We start from the raw sequence: 13,555 nt of genomic DNA, 5'->3' as shown, positions 1-13,555 counted from the left end.
CACGCCGTCTTCGCCCGTACCTTCTTAGATCGTTCGCCGCGACACCAGCCCCAGCGCGACCGCCAACCCTGCCGCCGCGACGGCGGCCATCACGCCCCAGGCGGGGAGAGCGGCGGCCCACCCCTCGCTGAGGGCGTTCTGGTAGGCCTCGATCGCCCAGGCGTTGGGGGTGAGCCAGCCGGCCTCCTGGAGCCAGGGCGGCATCAGGAAGCGGGGCACCATGCTGCCGCCGACCGCCGAGAGCAGCAGGACGCCGAAGGTGGCGGCCAGATGCGCCTGCTGGCGGGTGGCGGAGGCGGCGCAGGCGGCGAGCGCCAGGCCGGCCGCCATGGCCGAGACGAGGAGGGAGGTCACCAGCCAGGCGCCCGCATGGGGCAGGATGTCGACCCCGTGCAGGAGAGCGGCGGCCGAGAAGATCAATCCGGCCTGGACGAGGCCCTGCCCCACCAGGAACAGGAACTTGCCGAGCACGACCACGGCGAGGCCACCGGGGCCCGCCATCAGCCGGTCGGCGAGGCCGGACTGACGCTCGTCCACGAGGGAAAGGGCGCCCTGCATGGCGGCGAAGAGCAGGAACACCGCGGTGATCGCCCCCGCATAGTAGCTCACGCGGTCGTTGGTGGCGCCCGAGGCGGTGCTGCGCCGCTCCACCAGGGAGGCGAAGGCGAAGGGCTCCTTGCGGGCGCGCTGCTCGGCGAAGGCCTGGTTGAGGAAGGTGCGCTCGTCCGGGCCGATCTTGCCCGAGCGCTCCACGTCGGCGACGATCCGGGCCAGGACCACGTCGGGCAGGGCCTCGTTGAGGACGCGCTGGAGCTGGCCCAGCGCGATCGGGGTGGCGAGCGCCTTGGCCGGGTTCTCGATCAGGACCACGGGCTGGTCGGCGCGGGTCGAGCCGGCATCGAGGTCGCCGCGCAGGACCAGGGCCACGTCGACCTCACCCCGGCGCACCGCCGCGACGGCGCCGTCGAGGTCCGCGGCGGACAGGCGCCCCACCCGGAGGGACGGGTCCGCCTCCAGGGCCTGCATCAGGCGTTGCGTCGTCGGCGTCCCGGCCAGATCGAGGAGGCCGAGATGGATGCGGATGCGGTCGCCCAGCGCGCCGGAGAAGATCGCGGCAAAGATCACGAAGATCACGGTGGGCAGCACGAAGGCCATCACCAGGGCGGCCCGGTCGCGCACCAAGCCGAGCAGCATCACGCGGAAGGCGGCCGAGATCATGCGCGGGTCCCCCGTGCGGCGGGGCCATCCTCGGCCGGTGCCGACGAGACCGCCAAGGCATCGCGATAGACCGCCTCCAGCCCGGGCGCGCGGATACGAATCTCGGCGATGGGCACGCCCGCATCCCGGAGATCGGCGAGCAGGTCGGCGCCGTCGCGGGGTGTGCCGCTGAGGCGGCGCGCCCGCCAAGTCGAGCCGGTGTCGACGGGCAGGAACCCGGTCCGGCGCAGCACCGCCTCTGCCGCGGCGTCGGCGGGGGCGACGAGGGCCGCCTCGTGTTCGGGGGCCTCGGCCCGGATGCGGGCGAGGAGGTCGGACAGGCGGCCGTCGGTGACGATCCGCCCCTGCGCCAGGATGGCGACCCGGTCGGCGAGGCGCTCGGCCTCGGCGAAGTCGTGGGTGGCGACGAGGAGCGCCGTACCGGCCTCGCGCAGGCGGCCGAGCACCGCATGGATCGCCGCCCGGGCGTGCAGATCGACCCCCTGGGTCGGCTCGTCGAGGAGGACGAGGCGGGGCCGCGCCATCAGGCTTGCAGCGATGTTGACCCGGCGCTGGTAGCCGCCCGAGAGCAGCCCCACCGGGCGCCTGGCGACCTCGCCAAGGGCGCAGAGGGCGAGGCCCGTCGCCACGGCTTCGGCCCGCTCGCGCCGGGGGATGCCGGCGAGCTGGGCGAAGACCGACAGGTTCTCGGCCACCGAGAGGCGGGGATAGAGGGCGATCTCCTGGGGTACCCAGCCGATCGCCCGGCGCGCCGCCGGTGTCCGATGGGGGTCGTCGCCGGCAACGCGGACGGTGCCGCCGTTGGGCGCGAGCCGGCCCGCGACGAGGCGCATCAGCGAGGTCTTGCCGGCGCCGTTGGGGCCGAGGAGCGCGAGGGTCTCGCCGGCGCCGAGGGCGAGGTCGACGCCCGCCAGCACGCGGGTGCCGCGATAGGCGAGGGCGGCGCCGGCCACCCGCAGGAGCGGCTCGGAACGGAGGCTCACGCGGCGCTCAGCGGGGCGGCAACGCGCGCGACAGGCGAACCCGCACGCCGACCCCCGGCTCGCGCACGGTGAAGCGCGCGCGCACGAAATCCGGGCGGGCGGAGCGGGCGGATTCCCCGGAGAAGCCGTAGGGCTCGAGGGGCAGGCCGAGGCCGGTCCGGTCGAGGCGGCCGTTGCGGTTGGTGTCCTGGTAGGCCACCGCGGCATAGATCCCGGGCGTCACGTCCGCGAAGACAAAGCGCTGGGCGGCGGCCCGGGGCTCGGCCTGCTGCCCCGTCCGGCAATCAGCCTCGGACAGGCCGTCCTGGCACAGGGCGACGGAGATCAGCCCCCCGGGCTCGATGCCCTCGACCTCCACCGCCACGGAGGCGGCCCGGGCCGCGCCCGAGACCAGGAGGAGGGCGCCGAGGCCGGCCAGGGGCCGCGACAGCCCCTTCAAGTGGCGTCGCCCGAGGCGGCCAGGGGCGCGGTGGCCGGGATACCGGCGCTGGCGGCCCCGACGCGCCCGGCGGAAAGCTCCTCGATGAGGAGGCGGGCGGTGATGCGCGCGCCCTCGTAGATCACCGGCAGGCCGGAACCCGGATGGGTGCCGCCGCCCACGAGGTAGAGGCCCGGCCCGAAGCGGTTGTGCGGGCGGAAGTAGAGCATCTGCATCAGGTCGTGGGCGAGGTTGAAGGTGGCGCCCTCGTGGACGAAGAACTCGTCGCGCCACTCGGTCGGATCGACGATGCGCTCGTAGCGGATGCGCGATTCGATATCGCCGAGGCCGAGCAGCTTCAGACGATCGAGGACGAGGCGGCGATAGGTCTCCCGCAGGCCCTTCCAGTCGATGCCCGCCTTCAGGTTCGGCACCGGCACCAGCACGTAGAGGCTGGTCTGGCCGGGGGGCGCCATGCCGCCGTCGGTGAAGCCCGCATGCTGCACGTAGAGCGAGGGCTGCATCGGCAGGATACCGTCGGTGATCTCCCGGATGTTGCGGGCATAATCCTCCGACAGCAGGATGGTGTGGTGGCCGAGGGCCTCCGGCATCGACCCGTCGAGGCCGAGATACAGCATGAATGTCGAGCAGGAGAGGCGCGCCTTCTCGATCTTGGCGTCGCGCCAGCGCGGCCGGTGCTGCTGCGGCACGAGGTCCTGGATGACCTTGGCGAAATCGCCGTTGATGACGACCGCGTCGGCCTGCAGGGTCTCGCCGTTGCAGACGACGCCACTGGCGCGCTTGCCCTCGAACAGCACCCGCTCGACGCCCGCCCCGAGGCGGATGTCGACGCCCATCCGGCGGGCGAGGCCCGCCATCGCCTCCGAGACGGCGCCGCAGCCGCCGACCGGGTGATAGACGCCGTGCTCGTATTCGAGGAACGACAGGATGGTGAACAGGCTGGGGCACCGGAACGGCGACATGCCGAGGTACTTGGTCTGGAAGGCGAAGGCGAGGCGGACCCGGGGGTCCTTGAAGTAGCGCCGCAGATCCTTGTCGACGCTGCGCCCCGGATGGAGGTGGGGCAGGGCGGCGATCATGGCGGGGGAGGCCATGGCCCGGAGGGTGTGGAAGGCCTGCTCGAGGACGGGCTTGAAGAACTTCAGCTTGACCCGGTTGTCGGCGAAGAACTTGCGCACGTTCTTGGCGTCGTCGGGCGCGATGCGCGCCACCTCGGCCTCGAGCCGGTCCATGTCGTTCGTGGCGCGGATCTCACCGCCCGCCTCGAACACCAAGTGGTACTGCGGATCGAGTCGCTCGAGCTTGACGTGGTCCTCCAGCCGCTCGCCGCAGGTCTCGAAGATGTCGGCGAGGATCTGCGGATAGAGGAAGAAGGTCGGGCCGATGTCGAACCGGAAGCCCCCGGGCGCTTCGACGGTCTTGGTGCGTCCGCCCACCGCCGGATCCTTCTCCAGCAGCGTGACGTGGACGCCGGCGCGGGCGAGAAGAAGCGCGGTGGCGAGGCCGCCGGGACCGGCACCGACGATGATGACGCGGCGTCCGGACAAGGTCCGCAAGCCGTCCCGAGACTGCAACAACGCTCACAACTCCATCGTCTACAGGCCCACGTGCCTCGTGCCTTTGGCATGTGGCGCGGGAGCATGGTCCGTCCAGGGCTCGCGGTCTAATCTTGACCGTAGCGGTACGGGCGGCAATGGGGGCGCAGTGTCGCGCACCGCACGCCGCCCGGCCCTGCCGCTTCCCCGTCCGACGCTACGCCGCTCGGGACAGGTGATGCAGCGCGATCGCGCCTGCCGTGGCCACGTTGAGCGAATCGAAGTCCGGCGCCATCGCGATGCGGACGGTGCGCAGACGCGCCATCAGATCGGGCGGCAGGCCCGGCCCCTCGCTGCCGAGAAGGAGCAGGGTCCGGGCGGGGGGCACCAGGGCCGCCAGGGTCTCGGCCCCGGCTGGGCTCAGGGCCAGGGGTTCCAGGGCGTGACGCGCCGCGAAGGCCAGGAGCGCATCGGCATCGGGGAGTTGCCGGAAGGGGACGATCAAGGCGGCGCCCGCCGAGACGCGGATCGCCTTGCGGTAGAGCGGGTCGCAGGTGCCGGCATCGAGGAGCACCGCGTCGGCGCCGAAGGCGGCGGCGTTGCGGAACAGACCGCCGACATTGTCGTGGTTGGTCAGGCCGACGAGGCCGACCGCGAGGGCCGGCGCCGGGGCGGGCGGCAGGCCGGGGAGAGGGGCGTCGGCGGCCTCCGCCCCGCGCAGGCCGACGCCGAGGACGCCCCGGTGGATCGGAAACCCGGTGATCGCGCTCATCACGGGCTTCGCCGCGGTGTAGACGGGCACGCGCTCGGGCAGGCGCGCCAGGGCCGTCCCCAGCCCGGGCAGGCGCTCGGGCGCCAGAAGGACCGATTCGAGGCCGAACCGGGCCCGGGCCGAGAGCATGACCCGGAGGGTCACCTCGCCCTCGACGATGAAACGGCCGGCGCGCCCGACGAGGTCGCGCTCGCGCATCGCCGCGTAGGGCGCGAGGCGCGGGTCGGCGGGATCGTCGATGACGACCGGCTCGGGCCGGGAGCGGGCGGTCAAGGCGGCGTCAGGCGCTCGCCGGACGCCCGCCCATGCGCACCGCGAGGGGATCGGCCTCGGCCTTGGTCGGCACCTTCACCAGGGCCTCGCCGTCGAGGACGACCTCGCCCGCCACCGAGCAGGTGCATTTCAGGCGCGCCCGGCGGCGCTCCGGCACCAGCTCGGCCACCTCCACCGTGACCTCGACGGTGTCGCCGATGCGCACGGGCGCGCGGAAGTTCAGGGTCTGGCTGATGTAGACCGCGCCGGGGCCGGGCAGGCGGGTGCCGAGCACCGCCGAGATCAGGCCGGCGGTGTAGAGGCCGTGGGCGATCCGGGTGCCGAAGGGCGTGCGCGCCGCAAAGTGCTCGGACAGGTGGATCGGATTGCGGTCGCCGGTGATCTCGGCGAAGCCTACCACGTCGGAGGAGGCGATGACCTTGTTCAGCGTCTCGGACAGGCCGACTTCGAGATCCTCGAAGTACAGGACGCGCAGTTCGGGCATCATCGGCAGTTTCCCCTGACTTCGGGTGTGGCACGCGGGTCTCGTGCGGCGTGGCTTTTCGCCTCGCACAGGCGGCGGACCAAATCCAGTATCCGGCCGTCGAAAAGCACCAGCCCGGATCTCGGGCCTCGACAGCCGGCGGCATCTCGCGGCATGGAGACCCTCGTGGCGCGGCGCGGTTCCGAGTCCGGGCCGACCACGCCCGCCCCAGACAGGTCGAGACGCCGCCTTTGTCCGCCACGCCCACCCCGTCCGCCACCTTGCGCCCGGTGGTCGCCCGCGTCGCCGGGTTGAATCTCGCGTATTTCGGCATCGAGATCACCGTCGCCCTGGCGATCGGCTCGCTGGCGCTCATCGCCGACAGCCTCGACTTCCTCGAGGATGCGGCGATCAACCTGCTGATCTTCGCCGGGATCGGCTGGAGCGTGCGCAACCGGGCCCGCCTCGGCGCGATCCTCGCCGTCATCCTGCTCCTCCCGGCGCTCGCCACCGCCTACGCCGCCTGGCTCAAGTTCGCCACGATGGCGCCGCCGGCCCCGATCCCCCTGACGCTCACGGGCCTGGGGGCGCTGGCGGTCAACCTCACCTGCGCGATGATGCTGGCCCGCCACCGCTCGGGGGGCGGCAGCCTGACCCGAGCGGCCTATCTCTCCGCGCGCAACGACGCCTTCGCCAACCTGGCGATCATCGCCGCCGGCCTCGCCACCGCCCTGACCCTGTCGGCCTGGCCCGACCTCATCGCGGCGGCCGGCATCGCCATCCTCAACGCGGATTCGGCGGGCGACATCCTGAAGGCTGCCCGCGCCGAGTGGCGCGCGGCCAAGGCCGCCCCCGAGACCCCAGTCCCCTGACGAGACTCCGGTCCCCTGAGAGGCTTCGAGCCCCATCATGCGCCTGTTCCCCATCTCCGACCTGCACCTCGAGCGCCGGCGCCTCGACGTCGTCCCGCGCCCGAGCCAGCCCTTCGACGTGCTGGTCTGCCCCGGCGACCTGCACGAGGGGCGGCCCGAATCGGGGCTCGCGGCCCTGATGAGCCTGGCGCAGGGACGCCCGATCGTGCTGGTGCCGGGCAACCACGAGCACTACGCCCCCACCGGCGACCGGCGCACGGCCCCGGAGCTCCTCGCCGCGCTGGAGGCCGAGGTGCTGCGCCTGCAGGGGGCGGGGGCGGAGATCCACCTGCTCCAGCGTGGGTCGGCGATCGTCCTCGACGGCGTCCGCTTCGTCGGCACGACCCTCTGGAGCGACTGGTCGCTGGCCGGCCTCTGGCTCGACGGGACCGTGGCCGACGTGCCCGAGGATCCGGTCGCCTACGCGGCCGCGCGGATGACCGATCCGGTCACGGGCTCGCGGGAATATCGGGGCTCCATCCGCAACGGCGACGGCACGGCCTGGTCGCCCGCCGACGCGATGGCCGCCCACCAGCGGGAGCGCGCCGCGCTGATCGCAGCCCTGGCCGCCCCCCATGCCGGGCCGACCGTCTGCGTCACGCACCACCCGGCGAGCCCGCGCGCGGCCGAGGCGTTCCGCCACGTGCCCGGGGTGCCCTGGTGGGTTCCGGCGTTCTACGCCACCACCGTCCTGGACGACCTGCCCGAGGCGGACCGGCCCGACCTCTGGGTCTCGGGCCATTTCCATGCCGGGCACGACCTGCGGATCGGCCGGACCCGCTGGGTGGCGAACCCGGTGGAGGGGCGGGACTTCTCCGCCGATCACATTCTCACGATCGATTGAGACCGGACGGACGCCGGTCGCGTACCTGTCCGGCAACGAAACGCCGGAGCCTCCCCATGAACGCCTTCATCGCCGTGGTCCTCGTGTGCGCCAACGGCATCCCGATCGAGGCCTGCACCGACGACAAGGCGAGCGAGGTCCGCAAGGTCCGCGTCGCCAACGAGCTCGGCTGCACCAACGGCTGGCAGGAGATCATCGCCCGCACCGACCTGCGGGACGAGGTCGGCAAGACGAGCTACCTCAAGACCGAGTGCCGCCGGGTGAAGCAGGCCGACTGAGCCCGGCCGGGGCCGGCGCCACCCCGGCTACTTGTCGTACTTGATGTAGGCGAAGCGCGGATCGGTGGGCGTGCCCTCCAGCGCGCCGCCCTCCGTACCGGGCTGCCAGCCGACCACCTCCTCGATCTTCGCGGCCAGGGCGAAGTCCTTCTCGGTGATGCCCTTGGCGGCGTGGTTGGTCAGCCGCACCTCGACCCAGGCGTAGGAGGCGGTGATGTCCGGATGGTGCCAGGCGGCCTCGGCGAGATGCCCCACCGTGTTGATCACCATCAGCGTGCCCTTCCAGCCGGCGGTCTTGTAGGTGCGCCGGATCCAGCCCTCCTCCAGGCGCCACGCCGGAAGCTCGCGCGCGAGGCGCTCCGTGACGGTGGCGTCGTCGATCACGTCGTCCCGTGTGCCGGCCATGGTCCCACCCTCCCTCGAACATGCATCGTTGCCGAATGTCTGCGCCGCGCCCCGTCCAGGCGCAAGGGATCGCGCCGGGCTCGCGAGGAACGGGGCCGGATCTGGAGGGATGTCACGCCCCGGAAGCGACCATCCGCCCGGCGGACTTGCCAATTCGTCCTGTGGACGCCCTGTGCCCGACCTCCTATGAAGATTGCCAACCAACGCCGGCCTTCACGGGACAATCCGAGCGTTCGACTTCGAATCCAGGGAGAGTCCCTCATGCTGTCACGGCGCGGATTGCTCGCGACGGCGGCACTGTTGCCCCTGCCCTGGAGCCTCGCCCGGCCCGCGCGGGCGGCCGGGCCGTCCTTCCGGGTCGGCAGCCTGCCGTTCGGCACGGTCTCCTGGGAAGCAGCGGTGATCAAGGCGCGCGGCCTCGACAGCGCCAACGGCTTCACCCTCGACGTGGTCAAGCTCGCGGGCAACGACGCGGCGCGGATCGCATTCCTGGGAGGCCAGGTCGACACCATCGTGGGCGATCTGCTCTGGGCCGCACGGCTCGGAAACGAGGGCCGGGGGATCCGGTTCTTTCCCTATTCGACGACCGAAGGCTCGCTGATGGTGCCGGGCGACAGCTCGATCCGGACGCTGGCCGACCTCAAGGGCAAGCGCCTCGGCGTGGCGGGCGGTCCCCTCGACAAGAACTGGCTCCTGCTGAAGGCCCAGGCACGGGACACCGCCGGCATCGACCTCGAGACCCAGGCCACCATCGCGTTCGGCGCGCCGCCGCTCCTGGCGCTCAAACTGGAGCAGGGCGAGCTCGATGCCGGGCTGCTGTACTGGACCTACTGCGCCCGCCTGGAGCCCAAGGGCTTCCGCCGCCTGATCGGTTCGGACGACATCATGCGCGCCTTCGGCGCCACCGGCTCGATGGCCCTGATCGGCTACCTCCTCGACGACGCCACCGTAAAGGACAAGGGCGAGGCGGTGACGGGGTTCGCCCGCGCCTCCAAGGCCGCCAAGGACATCCTCGCCAACGATCCCAGTGCCTGGGACGTGGTGCGCCCGCTGATGGCGGTCGACGACGAGGCGACCTTCCAGGCCCTGAAGCGCGACTTCCTGGCGGGCATCCCGCGCCGCCCCCTCGCCACGGAGCGCCGCGACGGCGAGACGCTGTTCACCGTGATGGCCCGCCTCGGTGGCGAGCGCCTGGTCGGCGCGGGCACGACGCTCCCCGCGGGCCTGTACTTCGACGGCACCGGCAATGGCTGAGGCCGCCCCGCGCCTGCCCGCCGCACCGCCGATGCCCTGATCCGATGGGCTTTGCCACCCGTCTCGCCTCCGTGCTGGTCCTCCTCGCGGGGTGGCAGGTCGCGGCCTCGGCCGCGGGCTCCCGGCTGCTTCCGGCGCCCCTGGCGATCCTGGACTTCATCGCGCGCGAATCCGCCACCGGCGACCTGTGGTGGAACGTCGGCATCACCCTCTCGCGGGTCGGCATCTCCTTCTTCCTGGCGATGACCCTGGGCGTGCTCCTGGGAATCGCCCTGGGGCGCTCACGCCGGCTCAACCTCGTCCTCGACACCCCGCTCCTCATTCTCCTCAACACGCCCGCCCTGGTGATCACGGTGCTGGCCTACATCTGGGTCGGCCTGAACGAGGCGGCCGCGATCGTCGCCGTGGTCCTGAACAAGCTGCCGAACGTCGCCGTCATCCTGCGCGAGGGGGCCCGCGGCCTCGATCCGCAGCTGGAGGAGATGGCGCGCAGCTACCGCTTCGACCGGCGGACCTGGATCGCGCACGTTCTGGTGCCGCAGCTCCAGCCCTTCGCGGTGGCGGCGGCCCGTTCCGGCTTGTCGCTGGCCTGGAAGATCGTTCTGGTGATCGAACTGCTGGGCCGACCCAACGGCGTCGGCTTCGCGATCAACTACTACTTCGTACAGAGCCTGAACGTGGCGGCGATCGTCGGCTACAGCATCGTGTTCATGAGCGTGATGATCGCCATCGACATCCTCATCCTGCAGCGGCTCGAAGCCTATGTCCGACGCTGGCGCTGAGGGGATGGCCGTGCCCGCCTCCGACACCGCGGGTGCGGCCCTGCGGGTCGAGATCCGCCGCAAGGTCTATGGCGGTGCCGGGCTGGAGCCGGTGGAGGCGGTGCGCGACCTCGCCTTCACGGTGACGGCGGGCGCGATCACCTGCCTGATCGGCCCCTCGGGGGCGGGCAAGACCACGACTCTGCGCATTCTCCTCGGCCTCGACCCGGACTACGAGGGCCGCGTCACGCCGCCGCCGGACGAGGCCGGCATCGCCATGGCATTCCAGGAGCCGCGCCTGCTGCCCTGGCGCACCGTCGAGCAGAACGTCCGCCTCGCCCTGCCGCGGCCGGCGCGGGGACAGTCCCTCGATGCCCTGTTCGACTCCCTCGGGCTGACCCCCTGGCGCGACCGCTATCCCGGTGCCCTGTCGCTGGGCATGGCCCGGCGGGTCTCGCTCGCCCGGGCGCTGGCGCAGAAGCCGCGCATCCTCATCCTCGACGAGCCCTTCGTCTCCCTCGACGACAACGCCGCGGCGGCCCTGCGGGGACTCGTGGTCGCGGCGGTGGAGACCTCCGGCATGGGCGTCCTGATGGTCACCCACAACGTCGCCGAGGCCCTGGAGATCGCCGATCGGCTGCTCCTGGTCTCGGGACGTCCGGCGAGCCTCCTCGGAACGATCACCCTCGACCGACCACGGGGCCAGCGCGACCGTAGCTGGATGGAAGCGAACCGGAGTTCCCTCGCCGCGCGATTCCCCAGCGTCATCGCGGGTTGATTCGCCCTGGATCGGACGGCGCGCCCGGCCCCGATCCGAGGATGTCCCCACTTCTCTCAGGGGCGGATGCGGCGAGACCGCGCATCCGACGTGCAGCGTAAACAGCTTCCCGGGAGCTGGATCGGACCGTTGACGATCCCCGAGCCGACGTAATAATTCGCACTATGTTTCATATAACGCATTTTATTTCCAATCAGGGCGCCCACTGGTGAGCGAACCCTTTGCAGACCTTACCCCTATCGCATGCCAGGACCGGCCAAGCTGTGTCTACATGCATCGCGCGCATGATCGATGGGCCGAGATGTTCAAAAATCTTTGTCTTAGCAATTCAAGATATTGCATCGCACAAATTCGTGCTGCGAAGCGTGAGCCTGATAAAACGTCTGCTCCAGGCTCACGAGGACTTGTGCGAAGCCTAGAAGCACGGGGCGCAAGCGTGTTGACGCCGCCGGAATTTTTCTTAGAGTTCGTTCAAGCTTCGGTTTCGAGGGGCGCCGCAAAGGGATAGCGGCCCCTGACTACACAGATCCTGGTTCTAGCCTTTAGTGGTTTGGAAATAAGGGTTTGGCGTCCGCTACCGAGGCGAACCTATCCCTGTCGCAAACAGTCAGATCACGGCGTGATCCTGCGGATTATCCGCATGATGACGGCTGTAAGATCTGTCGGAGGAATCCATGAGAGCGGTACATCTTCTCGCACTCGGCGCCGGCATGGTCGCTTCGACCACGGCGTTCGCCAACGAAGACGTCCTGAAGCGCACGGCCAACCCGGCCGAGCAGGTCCTTCAGACCGTCGATTACGCCAACACGCGCTATTCGAAGCTCGACCAGATCAATGCCAGCAACGTGAAGCAGCTCCAGGTCGCCTGGACCTTCTCGACCGGCGTGCTGCGCGGCCACGAGGGCTCCCCGCTCGTCGTCGGCAACATGATGTACGTCCACACCCCCTTCCCGAACATCGTCTACGCCCTTGACCTCGACAAGGACGGCGTGATCGCCTGGAAGTACGAGCCCAAGCAGGACCCGTCGGTCATCCCGGTGATGTGCTGTGACACGGTCAACCGTGGTCTCGCCTACGCCGATGGCGCCATCATCCTGCACCAGGCCGACACCACGGTCGTCTCGCTCGACGCCAAGACCGGCAAGGTGAACTGGTCCGTCGTCAACGGCGATCCCAAGAAGGGTGAGACGAACACCGCCACCGTTCTCCCGGTGAAGGACAAGATCATCGTCGGCATCTCCGGCGGCGAGTTCGGCGTGAACTGCCACGTCACCGCCTACGACGCCAAGACGGGCAAGAAGGTGTGGCGCGGCCACTCCCAGGGCCCCGACGCCGACATGATCATGGACCCCGAGAAGACCACTTCGCTCGGCAAGCCGGTCGGCAAGGATTCCTCGCTGAAGACCTGGGAAGGCGATCAGTGGAAGACCGGCGGCGGCTGCACCTGGGGCTGGTTCTCCTACGATCCCAAGCTCGACCTGATGTACTACGGCTCGGGCAACCCCTCGACCTGGAACCCCAAGCAGCGTCCGGGCGACAACAAGTGGTCCATGACCATCTGGGCGCGTAACCCCGACACGGGCGCCGCCAAGTGGGTCTACCAGATGACCCCGCACGACGAGTGGGACTACGACGGCATCAACGAGATGATCCTCACGGATCAGAAGGTTGACGGCAAGGAGCGTCCGCTCCTGACCCACTTCGACCGTAACGGCTTCGGCTACACCCTCGATCGCGCCACCGGCGAGCTCCTGGTCGCCGAGAAGTACGATCCGGTCGTGAACTGGGCCTCCAAGGTCGACATGGACAAGGGCTCCAAGAACTACGGCCGCCCGCTCGTCCAGGCCAAGTACTCCACCGAGCAGAACGGTGAGGACACCAACTCCAAGGGCATCTGCCCCGCGGCGCTGGGTTCGAAGGATCAGCAGCCTGCTGCTTACTCCCCGAAGACCAACCTGTTCTACGTGCCCACCAACCACGTCTGCATGGACTACGAGCCGTTCCGGGTCTCCTACACTCCCGGCCAGCCCTACGTCGGTGCGACCCTGGCCATGTACCCGGCCCCCAACAGCCACGGCGGCATGGGTAACTTCATCGCCTGGGACGGCGTGAACGGTAAGATCAAGTGGTCGAACGCCGAGCAGTTCTCGGTGTGGTCGGGCGCCCTCGCCACCGCCGGTGACGTGGTGTTCTACGGCACCCTGGAAGGCTACCTGAAGGCTGTCGACTCCAAGACGGGTAAGGAACTCTACAAGTTCAAGACCCCGTCGGGCATCATCGGCAACGTGATGACCTACAGCCACAAGGGCAAGCAGTTCGTCGGCATCCTGTCGGGTGTCGGTGGCTGGGCCGGCATCGGCCTCGCGGCCGGCTTGACCGACCCGAACGCCGGTCTCGGCGCGGTGGGTGGCTACGCTGCCCTCTCGAACTACACCAACCTCGGTGGTCAGCTGACCGTCTTCTCGCTGCCGAACTAATCGGTCGCACGTTACGGTAAGGCCTTGGGTGCCGGCGCGGGTTTCCGCGCCGGCACCTTTATGATTAGAGTTGGAAGAACAAGATGTGAAACACGCGGCTCGTCAGCCGACGTGGAGTTCCTGGGAGAAACGTCGTTGCATAACATCCGCAAAGCCGCCATCCG

At 70.2% G+C, this 13,555-nt stretch carries 14 protein-coding genes; 7 read left to right on the top strand and 7 right to left on the bottom strand.

The genetic code is table 11. The features are described from left to right. Positions 1 to 24 precede the first annotated feature (24 nt). The 6 genes from AC1MGR_RS16080 to croR all read right to left on the bottom strand — a co-directional run bounded on the left by AC1MGR_RS16080 (position 25) and on the right by croR (position 5,707). On the bottom strand, positions 25 to 1,218 hold the full coding sequence (locus AC1MGR_RS16080) for an ABC transporter permease (RefSeq protein WP_108038907.1): 1,194 nt from the start codon (positions 1,216 to 1,218) through the stop codon (positions 25 to 27). Beyond that, positions 1,215 to 2,201 (bottom strand): ABC transporter ATP-binding protein, encoded by a 987-nt coding sequence (locus AC1MGR_RS16075; protein WP_480232237.1) that lies wholly within the window; start codon positions 2,199 to 2,201, stop codon positions 1,215 to 1,217. Before AC1MGR_RS16075 ends, AC1MGR_RS16080 begins: the two co-directional genes overlap by 4 nt. A gap of 7 nt (positions 2,202 to 2,208) precedes the next feature. Beyond that, positions 2,209 to 2,640 carry a DUF2141 domain-containing protein gene (locus AC1MGR_RS16070; protein WP_480232236.1) on the bottom strand — a complete coding sequence of 144 codons (432 nt, stop codon included), beginning with the start codon at positions 2,638 to 2,640 and terminating at the stop codon, positions 2,209 to 2,211. Then, positions 2,637 to 4,217 (bottom strand): phytoene desaturase family protein, encoded by a 1,581-nt coding sequence (crtI, locus tag AC1MGR_RS16065; RefSeq protein WP_480232235.1) that lies wholly within the window; start codon positions 4,215 to 4,217, stop codon positions 2,637 to 2,639. Before crtI ends, AC1MGR_RS16070 begins: the two co-directional genes overlap by 4 nt. 175 nt (positions 4,218 to 4,392) lie before the next feature. After that, positions 4,393 to 5,145 (bottom strand): TrmH family RNA methyltransferase, encoded by a 753-nt coding sequence (locus tag AC1MGR_RS16060; RefSeq protein ID WP_480234817.1) that lies wholly within the window; start codon positions 5,143 to 5,145, stop codon positions 4,393 to 4,395. A gap of 82 nt (positions 5,146 to 5,227) precedes the next feature. Further along, positions 5,228 to 5,707 carry a 3-hydroxybutyryl-CoA dehydratase gene (croR, locus tag AC1MGR_RS16055; protein ID WP_055949554.1) on the bottom strand — a complete coding sequence of 160 codons (480 nt, stop codon included), beginning with the start codon at positions 5,705 to 5,707 and terminating at the stop codon, positions 5,228 to 5,230. Positions 5,708 to 5,934: 227 nt separating this feature from the next. On the opposite strand from croR, the gene AC1MGR_RS16050 reads away from it, so the two are divergent. From AC1MGR_RS16050 to AC1MGR_RS16040, 3 genes are read left to right on the top strand one after another with little or no spacing between them, the layout of a single operon-like run. Continuing rightward, positions 5,935 to 6,555 (top strand): cation efflux transmembrane domain-containing protein, encoded by a 621-nt coding sequence (locus AC1MGR_RS16050; RefSeq protein ID WP_480232234.1) that lies wholly within the window; start codon positions 5,935 to 5,937, stop codon positions 6,553 to 6,555. Between the two features lie 37 nt (positions 6,556 to 6,592). Then, positions 6,593 to 7,438: a metallophosphoesterase gene (locus tag AC1MGR_RS16045; protein ID WP_480232233.1), complete on the top strand. Its 846-nt coding sequence runs from the start codon at positions 6,593 to 6,595 to the stop codon at positions 7,436 to 7,438. 56 nt (positions 7,439 to 7,494) lie between these two features. Further along, positions 7,495 to 7,716 (top strand): hypothetical protein, encoded by a 222-nt coding sequence (locus AC1MGR_RS16040; RefSeq protein ID WP_055949561.1) that lies wholly within the window; start codon positions 7,495 to 7,497, stop codon positions 7,714 to 7,716. A 27-nt stretch (positions 7,717 to 7,743) separates the two neighbouring features. Here AC1MGR_RS16040 and AC1MGR_RS16035 read toward each other — a convergent pair whose 3' ends face one another. After that, entirely contained in the window at positions 7,744 to 8,121 is a 378-nt protein-coding gene (locus AC1MGR_RS16035; protein WP_056382738.1) for a 4a-hydroxytetrahydrobiopterin dehydratase, read from the bottom strand. 261 nt (positions 8,122 to 8,382) lie between these two features. On the opposite strand from AC1MGR_RS16035, the gene AC1MGR_RS16030 reads away from it, so the two are divergent. The 4 genes from AC1MGR_RS16030 to xoxF5 all read left to right on the top strand — a co-directional run bounded on the left by AC1MGR_RS16030 (position 8,383) and on the right by xoxF5 (position 13,391). Then, complete coding sequence (locus AC1MGR_RS16030) at positions 8,383 to 9,375, top strand: ABC transporter substrate-binding protein (protein ID WP_108038896.1); 993 nt, start codon at positions 8,383 to 8,385, stop codon at positions 9,373 to 9,375. 44 nt (positions 9,376 to 9,419) lie between these two features. Then, the gene (locus AC1MGR_RS16025; protein WP_056469008.1) at positions 9,420 to 10,157 is read left to right on the top strand and encodes an ABC transporter permease; all 738 of its coding nucleotides are present in this window, start codon (positions 9,420 to 9,422) and stop codon (positions 10,155 to 10,157) included. Then, a complete protein-coding gene (locus tag AC1MGR_RS16020; protein ID WP_480232232.1) occupies positions 10,138 to 10,914 on the top strand; it encodes an ABC transporter ATP-binding protein in 777 nt (258 codons plus the stop codon). The genes AC1MGR_RS16025 and AC1MGR_RS16020 overlap by 20 nt, the downstream gene beginning before the upstream one ends. A gap of 674 nt (positions 10,915 to 11,588) precedes the next feature. Next, positions 11,589 to 13,391, top strand: coding sequence for a lanthanide-dependent methanol dehydrogenase XoxF5 (gene xoxF5 / locus AC1MGR_RS16015; RefSeq protein WP_108038892.1), 1,803 nt, complete (start codon positions 11,589 to 11,591; stop codon positions 13,389 to 13,391). The last annotated feature ends 164 nt before the right edge of the window (positions 13,392 to 13,555 follow it).

The sequence above is a fragment of the Methylobacterium sp. BI1 genome (assembly GCF_056680125.1).
Note: the sequence above shows the minus strand (reverse complement) of the source record. Positions and strands in the feature narration are given on the sequence as shown.